The organism is Jannaschia pohangensis, assembly GCF_900113875.1.
GTDB lineage: Bacteria > Pseudomonadota > Alphaproteobacteria > Rhodobacterales > Rhodobacteraceae > Jannaschia > Jannaschia pohangensis.
The window spans coordinates 449407-474327 of the sequence record NZ_FORA01000003.1 but is presented as its reverse complement, the minus strand read 5'-3'; the positions used below and the strand labels follow the sequence as shown (position 1 = coordinate 474327).

At 63.0% G+C, this 24921-nt stretch carries 32 protein-coding genes; 19 read left to right on the top strand and 13 right to left on the bottom strand.

Annotated features, from left to right (window positions below):
* Window positions 1-32: 32 nt before the first annotated feature.
* The 4 genes from BM002_RS13485 (at window position 33) to BM002_RS13470 (ending at window position 3036) form a co-directional block, all read left to right on the top strand.
* Window positions 33-1337, top strand: a complete 1305-nt coding sequence (locus tag BM002_RS13485; protein WP_092781998.1) for a flagellin — start codon at window positions 33-35, stop codon at window positions 1335-1337.
* 137 nt (window positions 1338-1474) lie between these two features.
* Window positions 1475-1846 carry a flagellar biosynthesis regulator FlaF gene (gene flaF, locus BM002_RS13480; RefSeq protein ID WP_092781995.1) on the top strand — a complete coding sequence of 124 codons (372 nt, stop codon included), beginning with the start codon at window positions 1475-1477 and terminating at the stop codon, window positions 1844-1846.
* Window positions 1847-2251, top strand: coding sequence for a flagellar biosynthesis repressor FlbT (locus BM002_RS13475; RefSeq protein WP_092781992.1), 405 nt, complete (start codon window positions 1847-1849; stop codon window positions 2249-2251).
* On the top strand, window positions 2248-3036 hold the full coding sequence (locus BM002_RS13470) for a DUF1217 domain-containing protein (protein WP_092781989.1): 789 nt from the start codon (window positions 2248-2250) through the stop codon (window positions 3034-3036). The genes BM002_RS13475 and BM002_RS13470 overlap by 4 nt, the downstream gene beginning before the upstream one ends.
* A gap of 34 nt (window positions 3037-3070) precedes the next feature.
* On the opposite strand, the gene BM002_RS13465 is transcribed toward BM002_RS13470, so the two are convergent.
* Window positions 3071-4405: a FliI/YscN family ATPase gene (locus BM002_RS13465; protein WP_092781986.1), complete on the bottom strand. Its 1335-nt coding sequence runs from the start codon at window positions 4403-4405 to the stop codon at window positions 3071-3073.
* A gap of 82 nt (window positions 4406-4487) precedes the next feature.
* Here BM002_RS13465 and BM002_RS13460 point away from each other — a divergent pair, with 82 nt between their 5' ends.
* The 10 genes from BM002_RS13460 (at window position 4488) to BM002_RS19145 (ending at window position 9354) form a co-directional block, all read left to right on the top strand.
* Window positions 4488-4856 (top strand): FlgB family protein, encoded by a 369-nt coding sequence (locus BM002_RS13460; protein WP_175484898.1) that lies wholly within the window; start codon window positions 4488-4490, stop codon window positions 4854-4856.
* Between the two features lie 3 nt (window positions 4857-4859).
* A complete protein-coding gene (flgC, locus tag BM002_RS13455) occupies window positions 4860-5252 on the top strand; it encodes a flagellar basal body rod protein FlgC (RefSeq protein WP_092781979.1) in 393 nt (130 codons plus the stop codon).
* A 38-nt stretch (window positions 5253-5290) separates the two neighbouring features.
* Window positions 5291-5548 carry a flagellar hook-basal body complex protein FliE gene (fliE, locus tag BM002_RS13450; protein ID WP_092781976.1) on the top strand — a complete coding sequence of 86 codons (258 nt, stop codon included), beginning with the start codon at window positions 5291-5293 and terminating at the stop codon, window positions 5546-5548.
* A gap of 3 nt (window positions 5549-5551) precedes the next feature.
* A complete protein-coding gene (locus BM002_RS13445) occupies window positions 5552-5818 on the top strand; it encodes a flagellar biosynthetic protein FliQ (RefSeq protein WP_092781973.1) in 267 nt (88 codons plus the stop codon).
* A 3-nt stretch (window positions 5819-5821) separates the two neighbouring features.
* Window positions 5822-6535 (top strand): flagellar hook-basal body complex protein, encoded by a 714-nt coding sequence (locus BM002_RS13440; protein WP_092781970.1) that lies wholly within the window; start codon window positions 5822-5824, stop codon window positions 6533-6535.
* A gap of 13 nt (window positions 6536-6548) precedes the next feature.
* On the top strand, window positions 6549-7334 hold the full coding sequence (gene flgG, locus BM002_RS13435) for a flagellar basal-body rod protein FlgG (protein WP_092781967.1): 786 nt from the start codon (window positions 6549-6551) through the stop codon (window positions 7332-7334).
* Window positions 7331-7747: a flagellar basal body P-ring formation chaperone FlgA gene (gene flgA, locus BM002_RS13430; RefSeq protein WP_092781964.1), complete on the top strand. Its 417-nt coding sequence runs from the start codon at window positions 7331-7333 to the stop codon at window positions 7745-7747. Before flgG ends, flgA begins: the two co-directional genes overlap by 4 nt.
* Before the next feature lie 18 nt (window positions 7748-7765).
* Window positions 7766-8497 (top strand): flagellar basal body L-ring protein FlgH, encoded by a 732-nt coding sequence (gene flgH, locus BM002_RS13425; protein WP_092781961.1) that lies wholly within the window; start codon window positions 7766-7768, stop codon window positions 8495-8497.
* Window position 8498: 1 nt separating this feature from the next.
* Window positions 8499-8954 (top strand): hypothetical protein, encoded by a 456-nt coding sequence (locus BM002_RS13420; protein ID WP_092781958.1) that lies wholly within the window; start codon window positions 8499-8501, stop codon window positions 8952-8954.
* 64 nt (window positions 8955-9018) lie between these two features.
* Window positions 9019-9354, top strand: coding sequence for a hypothetical protein (locus tag BM002_RS19145; RefSeq protein WP_139212374.1), 336 nt, complete (start codon window positions 9019-9021; stop codon window positions 9352-9354).
* Here the strand turns inward: BM002_RS19145 and BM002_RS13410 are convergent.
* From BM002_RS13410 to BM002_RS13375, 8 genes are read right to left on the bottom strand one after another with little or no spacing between them, the layout of a single operon-like run.
* Window positions 9294-10364, bottom strand: a complete 1071-nt coding sequence (locus BM002_RS13410) for an EscU/YscU/HrcU family type III secretion system export apparatus switch protein (RefSeq protein ID WP_092781952.1) — start codon at window positions 10362-10364, stop codon at window positions 9294-9296. The two genes, BM002_RS19145 and BM002_RS13410, sit on opposite strands and share 61 nt — an antisense overlap.
* Entirely contained in the window at window positions 10361-11113 is a 753-nt protein-coding gene (locus tag BM002_RS13405) for a flagellar biosynthetic protein FliR (protein WP_092781949.1), read from the bottom strand. The genes BM002_RS13410 and BM002_RS13405 overlap by 4 nt, the downstream gene beginning before the upstream one ends.
* Window positions 11110-13170: a flagellar biosynthesis protein FlhA gene (locus BM002_RS13400; protein ID WP_092781946.1), complete on the bottom strand. Its 2061-nt coding sequence runs from the start codon at window positions 13168-13170 to the stop codon at window positions 11110-11112. Before BM002_RS13400 ends, BM002_RS13405 begins: the two co-directional genes overlap by 4 nt.
* Window positions 13171-13230: 60 nt before the next feature.
* Window positions 13231-14982 (bottom strand): hypothetical protein, encoded by a 1752-nt coding sequence (locus tag BM002_RS13395; protein WP_139212373.1) that lies wholly within the window; start codon window positions 14980-14982, stop codon window positions 13231-13233.
* Entirely contained in the window at window positions 14979-15842 is an 864-nt protein-coding gene (motA, locus tag BM002_RS13390; RefSeq protein WP_092781940.1) for a flagellar motor stator protein MotA, read from the bottom strand. Before motA ends, BM002_RS13395 begins: the two co-directional genes overlap by 4 nt.
* A gap of 4 nt (window positions 15843-15846) precedes the next feature.
* Complete coding sequence (locus BM002_RS13385; protein ID WP_092781937.1) at window positions 15847-16419, bottom strand: MotE family protein; 573 nt, start codon at window positions 16417-16419, stop codon at window positions 15847-15849.
* 2 nt (window positions 16420-16421) lie between these two features.
* Window positions 16422-16817, bottom strand: a complete 396-nt coding sequence (locus BM002_RS13380; RefSeq protein WP_092781934.1) for a hypothetical protein — start codon at window positions 16815-16817, stop codon at window positions 16422-16424.
* Between the two features lies 1 nt (window position 16818).
* The gene (locus BM002_RS13375; RefSeq protein WP_092781931.1) at window positions 16819-17328 is read right to left on the bottom strand and encodes a flagellar basal body-associated FliL family protein; all 510 of its coding nucleotides are present in this window, start codon (window positions 17326-17328) and stop codon (window positions 16819-16821) included.
* A 127-nt stretch (window positions 17329-17455) separates the two neighbouring features.
* On the opposite strand from BM002_RS13375, the gene fliF reads away from it, so the two are divergent.
* From fliF to BM002_RS13350, 5 genes are read left to right on the top strand one after another with little or no spacing between them, the layout of a single operon-like run.
* Complete coding sequence (gene fliF / locus BM002_RS13370; protein WP_092781928.1) at window positions 17456-19120, top strand: flagellar basal-body MS-ring/collar protein FliF; 1665 nt, start codon at window positions 17456-17458, stop codon at window positions 19118-19120.
* Window positions 19117-19737 carry a FliH/SctL family protein gene (locus BM002_RS13365; RefSeq protein ID WP_092781925.1) on the top strand — a complete coding sequence of 207 codons (621 nt, stop codon included), beginning with the start codon at window positions 19117-19119 and terminating at the stop codon, window positions 19735-19737. Before fliF ends, BM002_RS13365 begins: the two co-directional genes overlap by 4 nt.
* Window positions 19730-20005 (top strand): FliM/FliN family flagellar motor switch protein, encoded by a 276-nt coding sequence (locus tag BM002_RS13360; RefSeq protein ID WP_092781922.1) that lies wholly within the window; start codon window positions 19730-19732, stop codon window positions 20003-20005. The genes BM002_RS13365 and BM002_RS13360 overlap by 8 nt, the downstream gene beginning before the upstream one ends.
* Window positions 20002-20715, top strand: coding sequence for a flagellar type III secretion system pore protein FliP (gene fliP, locus BM002_RS13355; protein WP_245749252.1), 714 nt, complete (start codon window positions 20002-20004; stop codon window positions 20713-20715). The genes BM002_RS13360 and fliP overlap by 4 nt, the downstream gene beginning before the upstream one ends.
* An 8-nt stretch (window positions 20716-20723) precedes the next feature.
* Entirely contained in the window at window positions 20724-21359 is a 636-nt protein-coding gene (locus BM002_RS13350) for a hypothetical protein (protein ID WP_092781919.1), read from the top strand.
* A gap of 16 nt (window positions 21360-21375) precedes the next feature.
* Here BM002_RS13350 and ettA read toward each other — a convergent pair whose 3' ends face one another.
* The 4 genes from ettA to BM002_RS13330 form a co-directional block, all read right to left on the bottom strand.
* Entirely contained in the window at window positions 21376-23031 is a 1656-nt protein-coding gene (gene ettA, locus BM002_RS13345) for an energy-dependent translational throttle protein EttA (RefSeq protein WP_092781916.1), read from the bottom strand.
* Window positions 23032-23140: 109 nt separating this feature from the next.
* Complete coding sequence (locus BM002_RS13340) at window positions 23141-23425, bottom strand: hypothetical protein (RefSeq protein WP_092781913.1); 285 nt, start codon at window positions 23423-23425, stop codon at window positions 23141-23143.
* 41 nt (window positions 23426-23466) lie between these two features.
* Window positions 23467-24159, bottom strand: a complete 693-nt coding sequence (locus tag BM002_RS13335) for a PspA/IM30 family protein (protein ID WP_092781910.1) — start codon at window positions 24157-24159, stop codon at window positions 23467-23469.
* 86 nt (window positions 24160-24245) lie between these two features.
* Window positions 24246-24833 carry a TetR/AcrR family transcriptional regulator gene (locus BM002_RS13330; protein WP_245749251.1) on the bottom strand — a complete coding sequence of 196 codons (588 nt, stop codon included), beginning with the start codon at window positions 24831-24833 and terminating at the stop codon, window positions 24246-24248.
* Between the last annotated feature and the right edge of the window lie 88 nt (window positions 24834-24921).

Sequence of the window (24921 nt, the reverse complement as noted above, 5' to 3'; positions counted from 1 at the left end):
CCGCGAAGCGGGCGCATTCAAAGGAACTACCAATGTCCAGCATTCTGACCAACAATGGCGCAATGGTTGCGCTGCAGACCCTGCAATCCATCAACAAGAACCTCGGCATGACCCAGTCCGAGATTTCGACCGGAAAATCCGTCGCTACCGCCAAGGACAACTCTGCCGTCTGGGCCATTTCCAAGCAGATGGAATCCGACGTGCAGGGCTTCAAATCCATCGAGGAAAGCCTCGCTCTGGGTGAATCGACCACTGCTGTCGCACGCAATGCGGCCGAAACCGTCACTGACCTTCTGACGCAGATCAAGGGCAAGATCGTCGCCGCCCAGGAAGAGAACGTCGACCGCACCAAGATCCAGACCGATATCACCGCCTTGCGTGATCAGATCGGCTCGGTTGTCGGTGCTGCGCAGTTCAACGGCCTCAACATGCTGGGCAACACGTCCCGCACGACGGGCGAAGGATCGGTCAACGTCCTGTCCTCGCTGGATCGGAGCGGGAGTGGTGTCGCCGCCAGCTCGATCAGCATCAGCAAGCAGGACCTCGGCACCACGAAGGCCGCCTACACCGGCAGCACCGCGCTGACCGCTGGCACGGCCGCGAACCTGAACGCGACCCAGACCCAGAACATCGTCATCACGACGGCATCTGTCACTACCGGCCAGGCCTATTCCATCGGCATTGCCGGCACCGACGCGGATGCGAGCACCTTCACCCCCGCCGACTATACCACGGGCACCACGTCAGCAGATCAGTCCAAGATCCTCTATGTCGCTCGCGAGGGTGACACCGCAGCTGACGTGGCTCGGGGTCTGGTAGCGGCCTACAACGGCTATGCCTCCAAGCAAGGTTTGGATCTCGACATTCTCTCCGTTTCGGTCGGCGACAATGTTGCGACCGGCGTCAACCTGAAGTTTACCTCGACCAAGACGGACGGTACCGACTCCCTCGCCGTTCGCGTTGATCAGGGTGCTACCTCGGCGGCAACGGCGACGAACTCGGCGACCATCGGTGGTGCGCTGGCATCGCTTGCCGACTTCGATGTCACCACGAAGAACGGCGCCAAGGCGGCCCTGGCCGGTATCGAAGGGCTGATTTCGACCGCCATCGACTCGGCCGCCGCACTGGGTTCGGCGCAGGGCCGGATCGAAACGCAGTCGTCCTTCGTCTCCAAGCTGTCGAACTCGTTGACCTCGGGGATCGGTGCGCTGGTGGATGCCAACATGGAAGAGGCCTCGGCCCGCCTGCAGGCACTGCAGGTGCAGCAGCAGCTCGCGACGCAGTCGCTGTCGATCGCCAACCAGGCGCCGCAGTCGATCCTGTCGCTGTTCCGGTAATTGGATCGTGGCCCGACCCCTTTTTGGGGTCGGGTTTCCCCGAAGTGGTCGAAATTCCGAACCCTTTGTCCCCCATGGCGCAAAGCGCCGGACCTTCGCCAAAGCGCGAAGCTCGCAAAAAGTGAGACATCGAAGATATGGGCTATTCGCAAATGGCGGCGAACGCATACGCGTCGCTTGATCCCTCTCTGACATCAGCAACACGTGCAGAAGCCTTGGTTTTTGCCAAGGTCACCCGTCGCCTGGAAGCGGCCTATGCTGACGACCAGGCATCCGCTACAGTTCGTGTTTCGGCGCTCCATGACAACCGCAGGCTCTGGCAAGCCGCCGCGATGGCCTGTGCGTCGGATGACAACGAGATGACACCGCAGTTGCGGGCAAGCATCATCAGCTTGGCCGGTTTCGTGGACCGGCAAACGAGCGAAGTTCTCGGCGGATCGGGGAAGCCCCAGGTCCTTTTCGAAATCAACCGCCGCATTGCCGCCGGCCTGTCGAACGGGGCAAGCTGAATGGCCGGCCTCATGCTCAAATTTCCGGCGGGAGATCGCATCGTCGTAAATGGCGCGGTGATTGAAAACGTCGGGCGCGGCGCCCGTCTGCGCCTGCTCACGCCCGACACGCAATTGCTCAGATTGCGCGATGCTGTGGATCCAAACGCTGCCAATTCGCCGGTCAGCCGATTGGCCCACGCGGTCCAGCTCATGCTGATCGGCGAGTGGCCCGCCAAGGAGGGGTTGCCGGAAACACTGGCGACATTGCCGCCCTTGCGGAATGCCTTCACCATGCCGGATGACCGCGCTTGTATCGACCAGGTTCGGGAGCATCTGGAAGCGGGCCAGTTCTATCAGGCGCTTCGTCACCTCGGCCGCCTTCGCAAGCGCGAGTCCGAAATTCTGGCACGGATCACATCATGACCTTTCAGCCCTTCGTTCCGACAGGCGGGCTTGCTGGCTGGCGGTTTCTTCAGAACACCATCTCGGCGCAGCGAGAGGCCCATGGCCAAGGCGCGGTCCTCCAGCGCGACCTGGACTACTTCGCCCAGAACATCGGCAAGATCGACACCGCAGAACAGCTTGTCGGGGATTACCGGCTCTTGTCGGTCGCCCTGACGGCCTTCGGTCTGCAGGATGATATCAATAGCAAGTTTCTGATCCGCAAGGTGCTCGAAGAAGGCACTATCGAGACGGATGCGCTTGCGAACAGGCTGTCGGACAAGCGGTATCGCGATCTGTCGCGGACATTCGGCTTCGGTGATTTCCCGGTGCCGTCGACCAAAATCTCCGATTTCGCCGACCGGATCGCGGAGCGCTACAAGAGCCGAAGTTTCGAGATCGACCTGGGAAAGACAAACGATTCCATGCGGCTGGCCTTGAACGCCGAGCGGGAGCTTGTGTCGATCGGGAACGACGGCACCTCGAACCGGACCAAATGGTTCGCGATCATGGGGACGGCCCCGCTGCGCAAGGTGATGGAAACCGCGTTGAATCTGCCCACGGCATTCGCGACGCTCCCGATCGACAAGCAGCTTGAAACGTTCCTTGAGCGGTCGGAAGCGATCTTTGGGACCAGCGATGTCCGGGAGCTTGGGGAACCAAAGCTGCTCGGGCGGATCCTTGATCGCTATACGGCGTTGGACGGGCTTTCCAACGGGACGACCGCGCCATCCTCGCCTGCACTGGTCCTGTTACGGGGGTTCTAAGGCGCCGACCGCCTCTTTTTCGTCAGCGTCGAATTCATCCCGCGTAAGGTCGGCCGAGAAGTCCGGCAAGCAGTCGAAATCCGTCCGTGATCCGAGGCAAACCCTTGGCTGTGAAGAGTTCGTTCATTCTTGGTGCCAGGACGATCGCTTTGTCGATCTCGGGATTGGACCCTCGGTCATAGAGACCCGACGTCACCATCAAGTCCGAGCGATCCGCAACGCTCAGGATCTTGCGCGCCTCCGCGATGATGGCGTTTTCCTCGGCTGTGGCAGCATCCGGCAAGGATCGCGAGACGGATCGAAGGACATCGATTGCCGGGAAACGTCCTGTTTCGGCAATTTCGCGGGTCAGGACGACGTGGCCGTCCAGCTGGCCCCGGACGATGTCGGCGACGGGTTCTTCCATATCCGACCCTGCGACCAGCACCGAGAAAATCGCCGTGATGTCGCCAGTCCCGCCCTCGCCTGGTCCGGTACGTTCGCACAGCGATGCAAGCAAGGGCGTCAGGCTGGCGGGATGGCCCCGCAGGTTCGCAGCCTCCCCCGCGGCGGTCGCGACTTCCCGGTGGGCCTCGGCGACGCGGGTCAAACTGTCGCAAAGGAACAGAACACTTTTGCCCTGGTCGCGAAAGTACTCTGCAATCGCCAAAGCGGCGAAGGGGCATTTGCGACGGACGTTCGCGGGCATGTCCGATGTCGCGGCCACGACGACCGTCCGACGCATGCCTGCTGGACCAATGGCCCGGTTGACGAATTCGTTGACTTCGCGTCCCCGCTCTCCGACCAGGGCCAAAACGCAGACATCGGCCTGCATCTCGCGGGCGAGACCGCCGAGAAGAGTCGATTTGCCGACACCCGATCCGGCAAACAGGCCCATTCTCTGTCCGGCTACGATCGGTAGCATCGTGTCGAGCACCGCATATCCCGTTCGCAACCTCGCCCCCAAGTGTCGTCGCTGGCCGGGGGCCGGTGGAGTCGCGCGTAGGTGTCGCGGCAGGCCTGGCCGAAGTCGGCCCGAGTCGAGCGGCGCGCCGAAGGGATCGATGACGCGCCCGATCCATGATGTGTCGGGCGAGATTCGGGGCGCCCCGGCTGGCCAGACCGCCAGACCGATGCGCAGGCCTTCGGCGGAACTGTAGGGTGCCGCCCAAAGCGATTCGCGGTCGAGGCGAACGATCTCGGCCCGATGAGAGCGGCCATCCGCGTCTTCGTAGAAGAGTTCGTCCCCCAAACGCGCGTGCTCGGACAGCCCTTCGACCAGAAAGCCGGATGGCTCCAACCGGACGATACGCCCCAACCTATGCGATCTTTTGATCAAGGGAAGCTGGGCCCGGAGGGGGGCGAAGGGGTCTTCGAAGGTCTGTGTCATGGGATTCCCTGAGTCGCTTGAAACGATTTCTAAAGGAATCAGTCTTAAGGCTTCGTTGCACGGACGACGAAGGAGTTGGCCAGTGAACGAGATACCCAATCTGCTCCGCCTTGCTGCGGGAACGGCCCGACACGCCGCAGCCCGGCAAGCGGTCATCGCCACGAACGTGGCAAATGCCGATACGCCGGGCTTCAAGGCCCGGGACATGACATCGTTTCCAAACGCGGTGGAGTTCGAGATGCGGGCCACAAGGTCGGGCCATCTTGGGGTCGCCACCGCCGAGGCGCGCAGTTTCGAACTGCGTGACCAACCCGCCGATCCGAATGGCAACACCGTGGACCTGGAAGATCAGATCCTGCGCGGGATCGAAGCGTCGCGCCGCCATGATCGTGCGATCACGGTGTATCAGAATGCGCTGGACATGATGCGCTCCACATTGGGCCGGAGGTAACACATGGCCGAGTTTTCGAACGCACTCGACATACTTTCGTCGGGCATGCGCAGCCAGGGACAACGCCTGCGCCACGTGGCCGAGAATATCGCGAACGCGGATACACCCGGCTATCGTCGCAAGACGATCGAGTTTCGCGCGACCGTCAAGGATGGCCAGCGTACTGGGGCAGTCGAGGCGGGCCCGGTCCAACTCGACCGAAGTGAACTCCCGAGGATCCATGATCCGGCACATCCTATGGCCGATGCGCAAGGGTACTACGACGGCTCCAACGTCGAGTTGGTGACCGAACTTGCCGACGCCCGCGAGGCGCAACGCAGCTACGAAGCAAATCTGAAGATGTTCGAACAGGTCCGACGCATGTCGTCGCAATTGTTCGATGTTCTCAAGCGCTGACGAACGAACGCGACACCACTTTCCAACAGGAGGCCAGAATGGACCTTAACCCGATCTTGACGGGTCTGGGCGGAACGCCCACGCCCAAGTCGAACCCCGCAATCGATGCCGTCGCCGGTTTCACGGACATGCTTCGGCAGGCTGAAACCCAGGCCACGGCCGCGGTGACCGGCGGGGCCGACCCCCACGCCCTTGTGACCGCGCTGGCCGAGGGGAAACTGGCAATCGATACCGTCGTGACCGTTCGGGACCGCGTCATCGAGGCCTATCAGGAAATCCTGCGGATGCCGGTCTGACCGATGTCCGAGCTCATCTTCTTTGACACCCTTCGGCAGGGCCTCTGGATTTCCGTCCTGATCTCTGCGCCGATCCTGGGTGTGGCGCTGGTGGTCGGGCTGGCCATCGGTCTTTTGCAGGCGCTGACCTCGATCCAGGAAATGACGCTGACGTTCGTGCCGAAGATGGCCGCGATCCTCGGCGCGTTCTGGGTTTCGATGAGCTTCATGACCCTCACGCTCGGGCGGTATTTCACCGACACCTTGCTGCCAATCATTCAGGGGTATTGACCGATGGCCGATGGAATTTATCCCACGCTCGGGCGCCAGACGGGCCTGTTGCGCGAAATGGACGTGATTGCGCAGAACATCGCGAATGCGAACACGACCGGCTACCGGGCCGAGGGAATCGTCTTTTCGGAGTTCGTGATGCGCGGGGGGCGTGACACCCCGTCCGTATCGTTCGCCCATGCCAACGGACGCGAAACGCGCTTCGACCAGGGTGGGTTGGAGCAAACTGGCGGCACCTTCGATCTGGCGATCGAGGGGCCCGGGTATTTCTCCGTGGATGTCGCGGGCGTGCCGCATCTGACCCGCTCCGGTGCGTTTCTGGCCGGACCCGATGGCGGGCTTCAGACTGCCGAAGGCTATCCTGTTCTGGACGAAGGCGGCGCACCGCTTTTTGTACCGGGCAACGCCATTTCCATTCGCATTGCCCCCGACGGGACCGTGTCCGCCGACGGACAGCCCGTCGCTCGGATCGGCATCGTCGCCCCGACCGACCGCGGGGCCATGACCCGCCGCGCGGGCACGATGTTTGCCGCCGAAGATGTTCAACCGGTCGAGAATCCGGCCGTTTTGCAGGGCTTCCTCGAGGCGTCGAACGTTCAGCCGGTGCTGGAAATCGCGCGGATGGTTGCGGTGCAGAATGCCTACGAGATGGGTCAGGGCTTCATGGACCGCGAAGATGAGCGAATGCGCAGCATGCTGCGCTTGATGGAACAATGAGAAAGGTCGCAGAATGCGTGCTTTGAGTATCGCGGCAACGGGTATGGCCGCGCAACAGACCCGGGTCGAGGTGATCTCGAACAACCTCGCGAACATGAATACGACAGGCTACAACGCCCGCCGGGCCGAATTCGCCGACTTGCATTATCAGCAGGTTACGCGGGCCGGGTCGATCAACTCCGCGACGGGCGCAATCGTCCCGGCCGGCGTGCAGCTTGGCCTTGGCGTCCGCCCGACTGCGGTGACGATGGAAGTGGCGCAAGGTGCCCTCGGCCAGACCGGCGGCGACCTCGACGTGGCGATCCAGGGTCGCGGGTATATCGAGGTGACCCTGCCGTCCGGGAACCCGGCCTATACCCGCGACGGCGCGCTCAAACGAACGGGAGAGGGGCAACTCGTCACCTCCGACGGTCACCCTGTCGTCCCGGATATCACGATCCCCGATGACACGCGCTCGATCTCGATCAATCCCGAAGGGGAGGTCTATGCCTATTTCGTCGACCGCGTCGAACCGGAGCTTCTGGGCCAGCTCAGCCTCGTCGGCTTTACCAATGAAAAAGGACTCGAGGCATTGGGCTCGAATCTCTACGCCGAAACCGGCGCATCCGGCGCGCCCTTCGTCGGGTTTGCCGGTGAAGACGGACTGGGCTTCTTTCGTCAGGGATATCTTGAGGACAGTTCCGTTGACGCCGTCCGGGAGATCACCAACCTCATCGAGGCGCAGCGCGGCTATGAGATGAATGCCAAGGTCATCACGGCCGCGGATCAGATGATGTCGGCGACGACGCAAATCCGATGATCCGTCTGGTTCTTCCCTTGGTCATTGCCTGCGCGCAATCCGCGGCCGCCCAATCCGTGACCGTGGTGCAGCCCGTTCGCGCGGGCACCGCCTTGGTGGCCGACGACCTCGCCTTCCGGGAGGTTTCGGACCCGAACGGCTTTTCCGATCCGCGCGACCTGATCGGCCTCGAAGCGCGGGTGAACCTCTATCCCGGGCGGGCGATCCTCGTCCGCGATGTCGGCTTGCCCACTGTCATCGACCGCAACGCTGTGGTCCCGCTCATCTTTCGGCGTGGCGGGCTGACCATCACGCTCGAAGGTCGCGCCCTCAGCCGGGCCGGCGCGGGCGAGCAGGTACGCGTCATGAACCTGTCGTCCCGGACTACCGTCACCGGAGTTGCCACGGCGTCCGGTTCAATCATCGTCAATTAACCCATTTTCGGAGCGAATATGACACGTCTCGTGGCCCTTCCCCTGCTGGCGGCTCTCTCTCTTGTGGCTTGCGCCCGAATTGCGGATGTGGGGCAGGCGCCGGAACTGACGCCCGTTGCCGACAGCAATGAACAACGCGCCATGGCGGCGCCTCAACCGTTCAATGTTCTCGAGGATGCCGATCCCCTTCGTTCCGCGTCGCTCTGGACCGGGGGGCGGCAGTCGCTCCTTGGCGATCGACGGGCGAGCGTTCGCGGCGACATCCTGACTGTCGTCGTCGAGATCGACGAAAGCGCGCAGATCGACAATTCCACCAACAGGTCGCGAAGCGGCTCTGAATCGCTGCAAATCCCCGAGCTTTTCGGCCTTCCCCAAAGTCTGGAGGACGAGCTGCCCGGTGGCGCGACCCTGGGCGATGCTGTCTCGACCTCATCGCAAAGCGCGTCGAACGGATCGGGCGGTGTGCGGCGACAGGAACGTCTGACGCTGCGTGTCGCCGCAACGGTGATCGAGGTGCAGCCAAACGGCGTTCTGCAGATCGAAGGCCGCCAGGAAGTTCGTGTGAATTTCGAGCTGCGCGAGATGCTGGTCACAGGCTACGTGCGGCCCGAAGACATCTCCCGCCAGAATGAGATCACCTACGACAAGATCGCGGCCGCCCGGATTTCTTATGGGGGTCGCGGTCAGATCACGGATGTCCAGCAACCCCGGTATGGCCAGCAGGTCGCCGACATTCTTCTGCCGTTCTGAGATGGGCAAGATCATCGCCATCTTCGTCGTCCTGGTCGCCCTCTGCGGGGGGGCGGCCGCCGGCTATGTCCTGCGTCCTGCACCACCCGAGCGCGAAGACGAGGAACACGCAGAGGAGGTCGCACCTGTCCCGACCGCGGCAATCACCCGGTTTCGCGAGGGGTTCGTTGTCCCCGTACTGCGCGACGGAACCGTCTGGAGCCACGTTGTGCTCAACCTTGGGATCGAGACGGATTTCACGGCGGAGGCGGACATATTCCTGCGTGAGCCGGTGCTTCGGGATGGTCTGACCGAGGCTCTCTTCCTCCATGCAAACTTCGGGGGGTTCGACGGTGATTTCACGGATGCCCAAAATATGAACCGTCTCCGGGTTCGGCTGAACGAAGTCGTTCAGCAACGGCTTGGGGATGACACCGCCCGTATCCTGATCGTCTCCATGGCGCGGCAGGCTAGCTAGGCTCTTCCTAGCGCTTCGACCTGCTCAGTTTTTCCAGAATGGCACGGCGCGCCTGGTCGCGTGCGTGCCGTTCGCGCTCCGGCTGTGCCACGGCTTGCAGGCGCGCGATTTGCGTCGACAGTTCGGCCAGTTGGCCTGCACGCCACCGATCCCATCGATCCTGAACGATCGCCTGCGCGATATCTGCGGACGCGGCCAGTTCCTTGCCGCGCAAATCGTCTGCCTTGGTCTGCAACCGATCAATCAGGGATTGGATCTTGGCCAGGCGTACAGCCGACCGATCCCGCCGCAGGGTTGCCAGTTGTTCAAGGTCACGAAGTTTTCGGGCGGAATTTCCAGTCATTTGCCGTTCTTCTCCAGTTCGCGCGCAAACCTGATGGCGGCGGCGACCGCGGCATAGTGCTCGCGTTCGATCGGGTTGCCGACGTCAACGGCGGCGAAGAGGGCACGGGCCGTCGGTGGGTCGCTGAAAATCGGGACGCCAGCCTCGGTCGCGATCTGACGGATCCGAAGGGCGCTGTGATCGACCCCCTTGGCCACGCAGACCGGGGGCGTGGGATCCATCGGCGACCACTTCAGAGCGACGGCGTAATGCGTCGGGTTCACGACAACCACGGCCGCGTCCGGCACGTCCTTGAGCATCGAGTTCAGGGCAATCTGTTCGGCCCTTTGTCGCCGCTTCGCCCGCATCAGCGGGTCGCCCTCCGACTGTTTCGTTTCGTCCAGGACCTCCTGACGCGTCATCATGTTCTTTTTCATATGCGTGTGGCGTTGCCAGAAATAGTCGACGGCCGCGATCCCGCTTGCGACCAGAACCACGCCGACGGTGAATTCGGCCAGAAGTCTGGGGATGAGCGCCGGAATGGCGCGGGCATCGATGGCCGCTGCGGCCACGATCCGGTCGGCGTGGCGGATCAGGAACCATCCCATGAACCCGCCATAGATCAGCATCTTGACCGCGGATTTGGCGAATTCGAACAAGCCGGAGGGGCCGAACTTGTTCTTGGCATTCGCCAGCAGAGAGATGCGCGAAAGCTTGGGGGCGAGTTTGGTCGGCGCGACGACGAAGGCTTGTTGCGCGACGATGGCTGCTATGATCAGCGCTGCGGCAGGAACGACAAGCAGGCCGGTATTCTGCAGGAATGCCAGCAGAACACGCCCGCCGCCGGTACCTTCGTCAATCCGGACCTGCTCGGACAATCGATCGGCATCAGCCAGGAGCGTGCCTCCGATATCGACAAAACTCCGTCCGACCGTAGGCGCAATCAGCATCAGGCAAAGCAGAACACCGAGATAGCTCGCCGCCGTGGCCACGTCCTGCGACTTGACCAATTCGCCCTTCTTGCGGGCGTCGTCGAGTTTCTGTCGGGTTGGTTCATGGCTGCGTTCGGCGCCGTCGTCCTGGCTCACGGGATGTGTCCGATCGGGTCGCCCAACGTGGCAATCATCGCCGCTTTCCAAACGGTGAGCATGAGGGGCGCCGCCAAGAATAGCAGGACCGCACTGGCCCAGGTGATTGCCGGTGCGCCGACAAGGGCGACCATGAGCTGCGGCATGGCGCGATTGATGACGCCCATGGCGGCGTTGTAGATCAGCGCGGCCAAGGCAAAGGGGGCAGCCAACGCGAAGGCGAGGGCAAAGGCCTCGGCCGCGCGGGCCAGGCCCCAACGTGACAGGTCGCTCCCATCGGGGATGAAGCCAAGTGGCAGGACCTCATAGCTGCGGATCAGCAGGTCGATCACCATCAGAGGCAGTCCCGACGCCATGATGAGCGCCAGACCGGCGAGGTTCAGGATATTGCCCATGGCCGACGACGGCTCGACGGTGCCGAACAGTTGCGCGAGCGAGGTCAGTTGAGCTGCCATCATGCCGGCCATGTTGAGCGCCAAGGCTATGAACCGAAGGACCGACCCCAAAGCGAGGCCGATGATCGTCTCGGTGGCGATCAATCCGGCGGTCACGTCCCCGGCCAGATCGACCGCCGGGGCGACCGCCGCACTCAGCGCGAAACTGACGACCAGCCGCACACGAACCGGGATCATCCGGTCGCCGAGTCCCGGCAGGACGACCATCACCGCGCCGATCCGCAAAAAGACGACAAACAACTGGGACAGGATCGGCGCTGCAGCCTCGTGAAGGGCCAGCGCTGCCTCGATCATGCCGCGACCGAGCCGAGAATGGCGGGCGTCGTGTTGAAACCGATTTCTTCGTAGGCGATCACCGGATTGGGAAGCCCGCGCGCCGACATGACCTCATGGACAAACCGACGGCGCCGCGAGGATGTGACGATCGCAGCCGTGTTTCCATCGCGCGCTGCCTGCCCGATCCCCTCAGCAAGGCCAATTGCGAGCTTCTGGAACAGTTCCGGCGGCAAGGCGATGTCGCGGCGGCCATTCGCACCTTCGAGTTGATGCTGCTCGAAGGTGACCTCCCATTCCGGCGACAATTGGATCAGCGGAAGGGTTCCGTCGGCCCGCTTGAGCTCGGCGGTGATTTGCGTCGAAAGGCGGTGTCTGACGTGCTCGGCAATATCCTCGGGCGAAAGCCCCATGTCGCGCCTCTCGGAAATCGCTTCGAGGATCACCGGCAGGTTGCGGACCGAAACCCGTTCCGCCAGCAGGAGCCGAAGGACGGACAAAAGGAGTTCATGCGGCACCTTGGAGGGGACGATCTCCTCCAGCAGGCGGCGGTTCGCGACGGACTTTTCGGGCGCTGAAACCTTGGTGAACGCATCCAGCAGACGCTGCAGCCCCTTCAGCCCGAGCAGTCGGGGGAAGTTCGACTTGATGACCTCGAGAAGGTGGGTCGCCAGAACCTCGCCCGGCGTCACGATGGTCTCGCCCATCAGCTCCTCGGCCGCTGCCGCCGGAATCCATTTGGCGGGCGCGCCATAGACCGGCTCGCGCACGTTGCGGCCGGGGACCTGCTCGGGTGTGCCTGCGCCGGTCAACATCAGGACGTGATTGCGCTCGAGCCTGTCACGCGCCATTTCCACCCCGTGAATCCGGATCACATATGTTCCGGCGGGCAACCCCTGATCATCCGTCAGCCGGATTTCGGGAAGTATGATGCCAAACCGCTCTGCGATGTGATTGCGCAGGCCGACAACACGCGACTCGAGCCCGTTGGACGGGTCCAGCGCCAGGTCGACCAGATCGAGCGCAAATTCGACCCGGATGTCATCGAGCGCAAGAACGTCACCGATTTCCTTTTCCTTCGGCGCGTCGAATTCGACCTTGTCCGGGGCGGTTTCCGCACGGGTCAGGGTTCCATGGCGCAGCCAGGCTGCCACCCCCAGGATTGCCGCCCCGGCGATAAAGGGGATGAACGGCAGGCCAGGAACCAACGCGAAAACGATCATGATGAGTGCGACGGCGGCCAGCGAAGCGGGATGGCGTCCGATCTGGGTGATGATTTCCACGTCGACGGCGCCTTTACCGCCGCCACGGGCCAGAAGAAGGCCCGATGCAATGGAGATGATGACCGCCGGAATCTGCGAGACCAATCCGTCCCCGACGGTCAGGATTGCATAGGTTTCAACCGCTTCGCCAATCGGCATGTCATGGGCAACCATTCCGACCGTCAGGCCGACGACGAGGTTCAGCAAGGTGATCAGAAGCCCGGCGACCGCATCGCCCTTGACGAATTTCGAAGCGCCGTCGAGGGAGCCGAAGAACGTCGTCTCGGCCAATTCGACTTCCCGTCGACGCTTGGCTTCCTCGTGGTCGATGGCCCCGGCGGACATGTCGCTGTCGATGGCAAGTTGTTTGCCGGGCATGCCGTCGAGCGCAAAGCGGGCGCCGACTTCGGCCATGCGGGTGGCGCCCTTGGTTATGACCATGAAGTTCACGATCAGAAGGACGCCAAACACCACGAGACCCAAGGCAACGCTTCCGCTCATCACGAAGCTGGCGAATCCTTCGATGACGCTCCCTGCGGCGTCGGTTCCCGTGTGCCCCTCGCCGATGATGAGTTTTGTCGACGAGACATTGAGGGACAGCCGCAGCATCAACGACGCGAGGAGGATTGTCGGGAAGGCCGAAAAATCAAGGGGACGCTGAATATAGAGCGTCGTCGTAAAGATCAGGATTGCAAGGGCGAAGCTTGCCGCCAGACCGATATCGAGCACCCACGACGGCATCGGCAGTATCATCATCAGGATTACCGCCATGAGCGCCAGCGCCATCATGGCCGTCGGTTGGAAGATCGTTCTCATGTCGGACCCGTGCGTTCTGCCTGGCTACCGATGGCGTAGTCGATTTCGGTTAAGGCACCGTTACTGAACCGCGGGATCCTGCAGCAGCTCCGAGATTGCTGCGGACATCTGCTGGCTTTCGGACAGGATCAGCTCTGCCGCGGCAAGGTCGCCTTCCGGGTCAATCGTTGCATCGCGGTCGAGGATAAGTGCCGCGACCGCCTTGCGGGCCGCGACGTCTTCGGTCTCGAGCAAGCTTGCGTAGTCGCGTGAAAGCCATGGGTCCGGCACGATCGCCGCGTCTGAAGGGACGTCCTGAACCGGTCGCGGCTGCCGCGGCGCATAGGCTCCGGCAAGGCTGGAGAGACCAAAACCCTCCAGAAGGGCAGCGGCCCTGGCACGTACCGGACTTGAGATCGGCAATCGGGAGCGTGCCCGCATTGCGAATTCGACGGCCAAACCCGGTGCCAGCGTCGCAAGGGCATGCTCGGTCAATATTTCGGTTTGGACAGGGTCCGATTCGACCAGCTTCAGGGCGTCTTCCATGTGCCCGGCTTTCAGCAGTGCCAAAGCCAGCCCCTCGCGCATCGCCGTTTCCTGCGGCCCGGGCGGCACGGATGGCAAGAGCGCAAGCGCATTCACGAGATTCGTCTCATCGAGAACTTCACCATCTGCCGCGGCCTGCTCGAACAATCGCAGGACGGCATCGATGGCCGCGGCATCCGTTCCGGCCAGATCGGGGAGGTCGGGGCCCGGGTCGGGCACGACAGTGTTCTTGTGCAAGCCAATGAGCAGGTCTTCGGCAGAAAGTGACGCTAGCGCATTGGCGATCCTCGTTTCCAGGTCCTTCCAACGCGTGTCGGGAAGATCCGCGAGAAAGCGAACCAACGCGGACTGATCGCTGCGCGCCCAAAGTTCGCGATCTGTCCCGATGAGAAGCGCAAGTGTCGTTGCGGCCGCACCGCACCCCGGGTCGACGATCGAAGAATGCCGAGGCACCGTGTTGTCGAGCGCGGAGGCAATCACGTCGCGCTCGGTATCCGATATTTTCCCGGCTTGCAGAACGGCGATGGCCTCGGCCCCCCATCCAGCGGACAGATAGAGATCGGCGAGCCTTTCGATGGCGGCCTCCTCCAGCAAGTCCTGACCGTCGAGAAGGCTGGACGTCGCTTCAGTCAACTGGGCAAGGGCCGCGTCGGGATCTGCATTCAGGATGCCAGCCGCGCGCTGTTCCAACGAGCAAGTCATCGTCGACGCCTCTGCCTCGGGCGATTGCTCGGGCAGGATCAGCGGCGCAATCCTGAGCGGCTGGACTCGGACCTGACTGGGTGTGTTCTCACGAAGCGGAGCTTGCGCCAGGCGAGGTCCCGTCTTCGGTTCGGCCGGGGATGGCACAAGATCCAGTGAGAGTCCCTGAAGCGGAACAGGGATTGATCTGACAGCGATCGTCTGACCGGCGGGGCTATCCGGGTCTCCATCGCCCACGTCTATGACGACATGCCCGGTCGGGATCTGGCTCACGTCGACACCGCAGTCACATGCCAGGTCGAGAGAGAGAATCCCGGATTCGTACGCAATATCCCGGATCCGGTCGCGCGGGATCAGATCGAAAACCCGGCTGACGTCGAGCTCGGGTTCGCGCGCTGAAAAGCGGATCTCGACACGGCGTTCTGTTGGCCTGTCGATCTGCCATGTCTGGTCGGGCTCATCGGCAAAAACCAATCGCGAAAACCCGTCGTGTTCGCCCGAGCGCAACTGAACGGATTCTGCCAAAGCGCTGCAAGGCAGCAGGAACACACCGAAGGCAAGGACCCGCACGGCTCCGAATGTCATGCAGCCTTGCGCCCCTTGAGCGCTTCTTCGAGGTCGGCAAAGCTGGGACGGAAGTGACTTGGCGTGGATTGACGACCCACTTCGATGCAGATGTTGGTTGCATGGTTGTGCAGGTTGGCCACGAGGACTTCCTGGATGAGGCAATAGAAGTGCCCATCCTGTTCATTGACCGCCTTGAGCCGCACCGCGAAGGGTCCGACGATCCCGTAGGCCAGAAAGACCCCGAGGAACGTCCCGACAAGCGCGCCACCGATCAGCTTGCCCAGAACTTCGGGGGGTTGATCGATGGCGCTCATCGTCTTGATCACACCGAGGACAGCGGCCACGATACCCAAGGCAGGGAGGCTGTCGGCCATCGATTGCAGGGCATGACTGGGATGCAGCGAATGATGGATGTTTTCCTCGATCCGATTGCTGAGGACTTCTTCGACCTGGTGCGGATCGTCGTAGTTCATCGAGATGGCCCGAAGCGTATCGCAGATCATCGCGATCGCCTCCTTGTCGGCCAGAATCCGCGGGTACTCCTGAAAGATCGGGGACTCAGCGGGGTTCTCGATGTGCTCTTCCAGAGCAACCGCATTCTGCCGACCCAAGCGTACGAGTTCGAACAACAGACAAAGAAGATCGCGGTAGTCGTCAGGCTTCCACCGCGCACCCTTGAAGACTTTTCCCAGGTCCTTCAGCGTGTGCTTTATCTCCGACATGCTGTTGCCGATCAGGAATGCTCCGACGGCTGCGCCACCGATCATCATCATTTCGAACGGCAATGATTTCAGGATGATGTCCATCTTGCCGCCGGCGATCAGATAACCGCCGAACACCATGATAAAGACGCAGGCTAGTCCCGCTGCTCCAACCATTTTCCTACTCCCTGGCCGCGTTTGCATTGCGCCCGGCCATCAGAACGCTCAGGGCGTAGGCCTTTTCGGGCGACAGATTCGAGAAGAGCGCGGAGGCCGCGTCGGCGTTCATGCGGGCGAGGAATCCCGCGGCGAATGCCGGTTCCATCGTTTCGAACAGCAGGGCCGCGTCCTTGGGTTTCATGCCCTCGTAGACGTTGACCAATCGGGTCACATCGTCTTCGGCAGCCGTGCTCGACTGGGCCATGCGGTTGGCAAGGCGCGCCTCCGCCTCGGCCAGGCGAGAAAGAGACACTTCGATCTCCTGCCGAGCCACGGCAAAGTCCTGTTCGCGAAGGGCCGCGGCCTCTTCCCTTGCCATGAGCTCCTGCTCGCGGGTCGCGATATGTTCGAGCAGGGTCGCGACTTCGTCGGATGGCGGACACAGAAGCGCGGCCCGGTCGTGCTCCACCTCGTCTGCGGACCCGTCCGGCACGGACGAGAGGCTTGCAGAAACGATCCGGGTCAAGGCCGACAGCACGAACAGGGCCATCAAGACCGTCATCGAAACCAGCTTGAGCTTTTGCAGCAGTGCCATGATCAGAGGTTCCCCTTCACTTGCTGGACGGGCCGCATTGCGCGAAAACTGGGCACGGAATCCGGCATGACCTCGGCGTCGGAAAGCAGGCGGTCCGCTGTCTCCTGCTCCAACTCCTCCAGGCTGGCCATGAGCATCTCCATCCGACCGATCCGATCATCGGCAGAGCTGTTGGCCGCCTCGAGGCGTTCCAGGCGATCATCCCGATAGGCTGTGGCCGCGGAAATCGAGGCCTTGAGATCGTCGACCTGGGTCGACATCGCCGCGATTGTCCCGCTGAGGCCCTTCTCGAGATCGTTGAACGCGCGCAACCGCTTTGTAAGAACGCGGCACCACAGGGCCATGCCGACAGTTGCCGCGACGAAGATCAGATCGGAGAGGAGGGTCAGATAGGGCATGTCAGGTTATCACGAAGTCCACGATGAGAAGGTCGCGAACCGAATCCGGTCCGACGAGCAGTTGGATGCGCCGAAGAAGTTGGGCGCGCAGGTGCAGAAGGGCCGTCGGATCCTCGAGGCGGTCGACGGGAACGGCGCGCAGATAGGTCGCGAAGATATCCAGGATCCTGGGTCTGAGGGCAGCCACGGTTTCATCCGGACCGTTGTGTAGCTGAAGGAAGGCGCGGAACCGAAGTTGCCGGATGGAACCGCTGCTGCCGACAGTCACGACCAGGGGGTCGAGTTCCAGGAAAGTTGGAGCCGCCACCGTTTCAGGCTCGGCCGTCGGGTGCGATTCGGCTTCGGTTTCGGAGGTGCCGAGGATCGGGTCCAGCATTCCTGAAAATGTTGCAAAGAAACCGCCACCGGCCAACAGGAGCGACAGGACAAGCGTGATCACCAGGCCAAGCTTGCCCTTCTTCTTGCCGGTCTCCTCGACCTCGTCTGGCTGTGTCTCGTCCGGTTCGGCCATATCGGCATCCTCGTCATTTCGAGGTTTGTCGTAACTGATCGGTGACTAACCGAATGTTAACGCAAGTGCGGAATCCTGCCCCTCGACACCCAGAACGGGTGAACCGCATCCGAAGGGGGATCGCACGTTGGAGAATCTGAGCACGTTCTGGCAGGGACAGGACAAGCGCCGCCTGGCCGTTCTGGCCTTGGCGACGCTGGTGGCCTTTGCGTCTGTGTTGTTTCTGACGCGTTTGGCGACCGCGCCGCGCATGGAACTCCTCTTCGCTCGGTTGGAGCCAGCCGCCGCTTCGGAGATCGTGGCCAGCCTCGAATCCCGCGGCGTCGCCTTCGAGGTGCAGGGCGATTCGATCTATGTTGACGGCACGATGCGCGACGCGCTGCGGATGCAGCTTGCGGGCGAGGGTCTGCCGCGCATGGACGGCGCCGGGTATGAATTGCTCGATGGTCTGAGCGGGTTCGGCACGACGTCACAGATGTTCGATGCGGCTTTCTGGCGGGCCCGTGAAGGCGAGCTGACGCGCACGATCCTGGCATCGCCGGGCGTGAAGGTCGCGCGCGTTCATCTGGCCACCGGGGACACATCCCCCTTCGCGCGGGACCGGTCGGCCACGGCCTCCGTCACGCTCCAGATGACGTCCGGGGTCGTCGGTGCGTCGCTGGCCCGGGCGGTGCAATCGCTTGTGGCGGGCGCGGTTCAGAACCTGTCGCCCGAGGATGTGACGATCATCGACGGGGCCAGCGGGCGTGTCGTGGGCGGCGGCGCCGTCGACACCCAGGCAGAGGAGCGCGATTCGCGGATGGCTGAAATGCGGGTGGCCGTCGAAAACCTGCTGGCGGCACGCGTCGGGGCGGGGCGCTATGTGGTGGAACTGGCTGTTGAGACGCGGCAGGACCGTGAAATGATCACCGAGCGGCGGTTGGATCCCGACAGCCGCGTTGTGGTCAGCACCGACACCGAAGAGCGGTCGTCGTCCGACCGTGGCAGTGCGGGGGCCGGTGTCACCGTCGCCAGCAACCTGCCCGAGGGCGATGCCGCGGGGGGCGGCGAAGGCAGCGAAAGCAACAACGCCGAGACGCGGGAACGCGTGAACTACGATTTCTCGGCGACCGAGCGTCAGATCGAGCGCGCACCGGGGGCGATCGAGCGGGTCACCGTGGCCGTCATGGTCGACGGGCTGCGCGAACCCGCGGCGGATGGCACCGTCGCCTGGTCCCCGCGTTCGGACGAGGAACTGGCCGTTCTGCAGGAACTGGTGCAGTCGGCCGTCGGATTCCGCGAAGATCGAGGCGATATTGTCACCGTGCGGAGCATGCAGTTCGATTTGCCCCCTGGCGCGGAGGCCGCTCCGGGACTGGCCCTGCCGTGGTTCAGCGGCGGACAGGTCGCGCAGATGGTGACGGCGGGCCTTCTGGCGCTGCTCGGCCTTGGCGTGCTGGCTTTCGTGGTCCGGCCGCTACTCGGCAAGGTTCTGACGCCGCAGTTGCCGCCACCGGCCGTCGGCGATGGCATGCAACTTGCGCCCCCCGATTCGATCGAAGCTCCCCGGGAGCTATCGGCACCGCAGTCCGCATCTTCGAAATCCGACGACGGTTTCGATCTGGGCGACTTGGGAGCCTTGCCGGATCTGTCCGATTTGGGGTCCCTCCCGATGGCATCCGGATTTGACCGGCCATCCGAAGCGGAACAGGACCCGGTCGAGCGGCTGCGCCAATTGATCACGGATCGCCGCGAAGAAACGGTCGAAGTCCTGCGGGGCTGGATGGATGACAGCCAGCGAGAAGCACGATGACGGCGCTCGCACTCGAGGATTTCGGCCGGGGCAAGGCGCCATCGGTCCCCCGAACCGAATCGCCCGTCGAGACGGCGGATCGCTTTGACGAAGGCTACAACGCCGGTTGGGATGACGCCTTGGCCCAGGTCGAGGCGCAGCAGACCCGTGTGAGCGAGCAACTCGCCGAACGCCTCCAGATGCTCGGGAGAGAGCAGAGGGCCGCGATGGCCACGGCTCTGCAAACGATGGAGCCGGTCCTGCGCGACATCTTCGACAAGCTGCTGCCGCATATGGCGGAACGCGCCTTTCTGGGGATCCTGATGGAAGACCTTCGGGATCTGGTGCAGCGCGATACCGAAAGCGTCACGATCGTGGTCGCTCCGGAGGAGGTCGCCGCGTTGACCCGTCTGGTGGAACGCGCCGACTTTGGATCCCTGCGCGTCACTGTCGAGGCGGAAGCGGCGTTGCCCATGTCGCAGGCCCTGGTGCGCTGGCCCGGACAAGAGCGGCGCATCGATCTGGAGGGCACGCTGACCGCACTCGACGACGCGCTCGAAACCTTTCTCGAAACCATGGATCGCGGAGAAGCCGCCGATTCTCATCCCCTAGATGACAAGGAGGCCATGAATGGCTGATTTTTCCGGCGATACGCATTCCTCGCTATCCCGCGTCCCCGTCGAGATCACGATATCCGTGGGGCGCGCGCATCCGACGGTCGCCGAACTTCTCGCGCTCAAGCGTGACGCGATCCTGCCGCTGGATCGCGGCGTGTCCGATCCGGTCGAGCTCTATGCCGGGGATCGATTGATTGCCCGGGGCGAGTTGGAGGAAGTGGAGGGCGACCCCAATGGGCGGCTGGCCGTTCGTCTGACCGAGGTCGTCGATACGGACGGCGGCGCGTGAAATTCCGCATAGCTGCGCTTATCGCCCTGGCTGTCGTCCTTCCCGGCGCAGCTCTGGCGCAGGAGCTGTCGCTCGACCTGGGCGGGGAAGGGTCGCTGACGCTGCGCACGGTGCAGATCATCGCCCTTCTGACCGTTCTGAGCCTCGCGCCCGGGATCGCGATCACCGTGACCTGTTTTCCGTTCATCGTGACGGTGCTGTCCATCATGCGGCAGGCCATGGGGTTGCAGGCGTCGCCACCCAACATGCTCATCGTCAGTCTGGCGATGTTCCTGACCTATTTCGTGATGGAACCTGTCGCCACGGCCGCTTGGGAGGCCGGGATCGGGCCGCTGACACGTGGCGAAATGGAGCCGGGCCTTGCCATCGAGGCCGCAGTCGAGCCGTTCCGCGCCTTCATGCTCGCCCGGGTCGATGCGGATACCCTTGCCCATTTGCAGGACCTGCGACCCCAGGCCGAGAGTGGCGCGCTCAGCGTCCTCGTCCCGTCCTTCCTTCTATCGGAAATCAGCCGCGCCTTTCAGATCGGGTTCCTCGTCTTCATGCCGTTCCTGATCATCGACATGGTTGCGGCGGCCGTCCTGATGTCCATGGGCATGATGATGGTCCCGCCGGCCATCGTGTCGCTTCCCTTCAAACTCGCCTTCTTCGTCGTGGTCGATGGCTGGACGCTCGTGTCCGGCGCGCTCGTGCGAAGCTATCTGCAATGAGGTCTTCCATGTTGAATTTGCGTCGCCTGCGGCCTGCCGCCGCTTCGGAACCCCAATTGACCAAGGCCAAAGCGGCCCCGGACCCGGTGCCATCCGCCAGCAACGCCGAAAAGGCCCGTGCCCTGATCGCCCTGCTCGAAGCGCGGGAGCAGGGGGCGGCGGGGACGCAAGCGCCGCCCGAACACCTGCGGGACTGGGCCCGCGACCTTATCCGCACGGTCGAGGCGCGGCGGGCTGACCCGAAAACCGAGCCTGCGCAGGCACCGACCAAGGCACCGGTCCGCCTGTTCAGCACGGCGGCCCCGCGCTTGACCGACCCGGTGGCGCCTCCGCCCCAAGCGAAGCCCATTTCTGAACCGGCCCATGATGTGCCTCGGGAACTCGCGGCAGCAGTGGCGCAACCGCCGACCCCGTCTGGCCGCACCGCAACGATGGCCAGTCCGACCCTCGCCCCGGCCGAGGTGCGCAAGCTGATCGACGGCGCGTTCGACCCGGCGATGATGGCGCGGGAGCATCCGGCAATCATCGCGATGACATTGGTCGGAAAGCCGTCGATGGAACAGGCTGCGGCCCTGCGCAGCCTGCCATCAGGGCAAGTGCGCGCCGTTCACAAGGCGTTGCGGCAGATGCAGATGGGGGCCTGACGGCCCCCGATCCGGGTCAGCGCGTGAATTTCTTGTACTTCACGCGCGTCGGCTCCAGCGCATCGGGGCCAAGGCGCCGCGCCTTGTCTTCCTCGTAGGCTTCGAAATTGCCCTCGAACCATTCCACATGCGCCTCGCCTTCGAAGGCGAGGATGTGGGTGCAAAGACGGTCCAGGAAGAAGCGATCGTGGGAAATGACAACGGCACAGCCGGCAAAATCGGAAATCGCGTCTTCCAGTGCGCGCAGGGTTTCGACGTCCAGGTCGTTCGTCGGTTCGTCGAGCAGGAGGACGTTGCCACCGTCCTTGAGCAGGCGCGCCATATGGACCCGGTTGCGCTCGCCCCCCGACAGAAGGCCGACCTTCTTCTGCTGGTCGCCGCCCTTGAAGTTGAACGCCCCGCAATAGGCCCGCGACGCGATTTCGGCGTCGCCCAGTTTGATCAGTTCCGCCCCGCCCGAGATCGCTTCCCAGACGTTGTTGTTCGGGTCAAGGTCATCGCGCGACTGATCCACATAGGACAGCTTGACGGTATCGCCAAATTCGACGGTTCCCGAGTCGGGCTGCTCCTGACCCGTCAGCATCCGGAACAGGGTCGATTTGCCTGCCCCGTTCGGGCCGATGACGCCGACGATGCCGCCCGGCGGCAGCGAGAAGCTGAGGTTGTCGATCAGCAGGCGGTCGCCGTAGGCCTTGGAGATGCCGTTGACCTCGATCACCTTCTGGCCCAGGCGCGGACCGTTCGGGATGATGATCTGCGCACGCCCGATCCGTTCCTTTTCGGACTGGCTCGCCATTTCCTCATAGGCCGCGATCCGGGCTTTCGATTTGGTCTGGCGGGCCTTGGCGCCGGCCCGGATCCACTCCAACTCGCGCTCCAGAGTCTTGGTGCGCGACTTGTCTTCCTTGGCTTCCTGCGCCAGCCGCTTGGCCTTCTGTTCGACCCAGGCGGAATAATTCCCCTCGTAGGGAATGCCGCGCCCGCGTTCCAGCTCCAGGATCCAGCTGGTGATGTCGTCGAGGAAATAGCGGTCGTGGGTCACGATCAGGATCGTGCCCTTGTATTCGATCAGATGCCGCTGAAGCCAGGCGATGGTCTCGGCATCGAGGTGGTTCGTCGGCTCGTCCAGCAAGAGCATGTCGGGCGCTTCGAGCAGCAGTTTGCACAAAGCCACCCGGCGCCGCTCGCCGCCCGACAGGTTGACGGGCGATGCGTCGTCGGGCGGGCAGCGCAAGGCCTCGAGCGCGACGTCGATCTGGCTGTCGAGATCCCAGAGGTTCTGGCTGTCGATCACATCCTGCAATTCCGACATCTCTTCGGCCGTCTCGTCCGAATAGTTCATCGCCAGTTCGTTGTAGCGGTCGAGAATGGCCTTCTTTTCGGCGACGCCCAACATGACATTCTCGCGCACGGTCAGACTGTCATCCAGATGCGGCTCCTGCGGCAGATAGCCGACCTTGGCGCCCTCGGCGGCCCAGGCTTCGCCCTGAAAATCCTTGTCCTGACCTGCCATGATTTTCATCAGGGTGGATTTACCGGTGCCGTTCACGCCCACGACGCCGATCTTCACGCCGGGCAGGAAGTTCAGTTTGATGTTCTCGAAGACCTTCTTGCCGCCGCCGTAGGTCTTGGACACGCCGTCCATGTGATAGACGTATTGATAGCTGGCCATGGGTCTCTCCGTGTTCGGGTTCCGGGGGGATTTAGCCCGCCCTGTCCACGGGTGAAAGGGCAGAATGGCCTTTGCCATCCTGCCCTCTCGCACGGTCCGGGACGAAGCGTCAGGACGACTTGTCGGTGGTCACATACTCTTCGAGCAGGCGTTCGTTGCGCGCGTCCTCGATCCGCTGGATACGGTCGTTGCTCAGGCGAGCGTCGAAGCGGTACTTGACGAAGTTCACGAGGCTCAGGGTCAGCATCAGCACCGCGATGCCCCAGAAGCCCTTGGTCGACAGCGGCACCTCCGGCGACATGTAGAGCGAGATGGAGAGCAGCACATAGGATGCGACGACGCCCAGAAAGTTGAACGAGATGATGAGGCGGTTGTCTTCGGCGAATTGGTTCATTGTTTTGGTCCTTGTGAGATGTGTGGTGAGTCGTGAAATGATCAGGTGGCAGGGTTGGAGCGGGTTGCCTTCAGCCGGGCCAGGACATCCGCCGCCGTCGTCTTGAGCGACGGGCCAAAGCCTTCGCTGGCCATCCGATCCGTGAGCGTTTCATGGTTCAGACCTTCGTTGATTTCGCGCAGGATTTCGGCCTGCTCGCCCGGATCATCGCGACGCAGGACGCGGGCGATCAAGGCCTCGGCCTCGTCGACGGGTGCATCCTGACCGGGAATGGTCCGCAGGCGGCCCTGCAGGTCCTGCTCCCGGCGGACGGCGCGGGCGGCCATGGCTCCTTGCTTGAGGTCGAGAATGCGCCGATGTGTGGCCTCGATCGTCTGGCGCAGGCGCAGCACGCTGCTTTCGATCGTGCGCAGGGTGTCCTGACGGATCCGCCGCTCGTTCTCCATGTTGGCGATGGCGCTTGCGGCCTCGGTGGCGAGGTCTTCGCGCGCATTCGACAGAGCCTCCTGGGCGCGGCCGGTCAGATCCTCGATCCTTGCCTCCAGCTGGAACAACTGGCGGCGTTCGGCCCGTTCGCGCTGGATCATCGAGGCGAGTGTGGCCTTGGCGGCCTTCATCTGCGCGTCCGCTTCGCGGATTTTCTGGTCGATGAGGTCGAGGGCAAAGCGATCTCGCAGCCCCTCCTCCTGACGCGCGGCGGCGGCATTCATCAGATCTTTGAAGATTTTGAACATCGGAACTCTCCTTTGAACATTGTTCATGAGAGCGATATGGCAGGACTTTGAACGTTGTTCAATAGGAAAAATGAACAGAGTTCAAATTATTTTCCAACAGACTCCACGATGAAGCGGATCATGTCCGAGATGTTGTCTTTGCCGACCGAGGATATCCGCTCCTCGATTCCGAGCAGCACGATCCCGTGGATAGATGAGAAGAGCGCCCGCGTGCGAAGGCGGACGGCATCGGGCGGCAGGTCGGGGAAAAGATCGGACACCGGCGCGTCGATGATCGACAAGAGCTCGTCGAGCGCCTCCAGATACCACGACGGCAGGTTGCTTGTCTCGGTGATGGGGACGTCGAACAAGGCGCGCCAGAGCTGCGGATGCGCTGCCGCATAGGCGAGGTATGCTTCGGCCATGGTGATCATCCGGTCCGTCGGCGTCGTCGCAGCCGAGGCCACAATCGCGTCGGTCACCGCCTGACCAAGGTCCCGGAACGTCTCGCCGTTCACGGCCATGACCAGCTCGTGCATGTCGCCGAACACGTTGTAGATGGACCCGACGGAACACCCGGCTTCCGCGGCCAGGGTCCGGGCCTTGAGGGCCGAGGTGCCTTCGCCTGCAATCGTCTCTCGTGCGAGGTCGATCAGGGTATCGCGCAGGTTTGCGCGCCGGTCGGTTGTGGACATCATGCCCTCCACGGATAATGAACGCCGTTCATTCCCTACGCTCCTCACCCCCGCTTGGCAATCGCCCCTTGCGGCGGCCCGCGTGGCC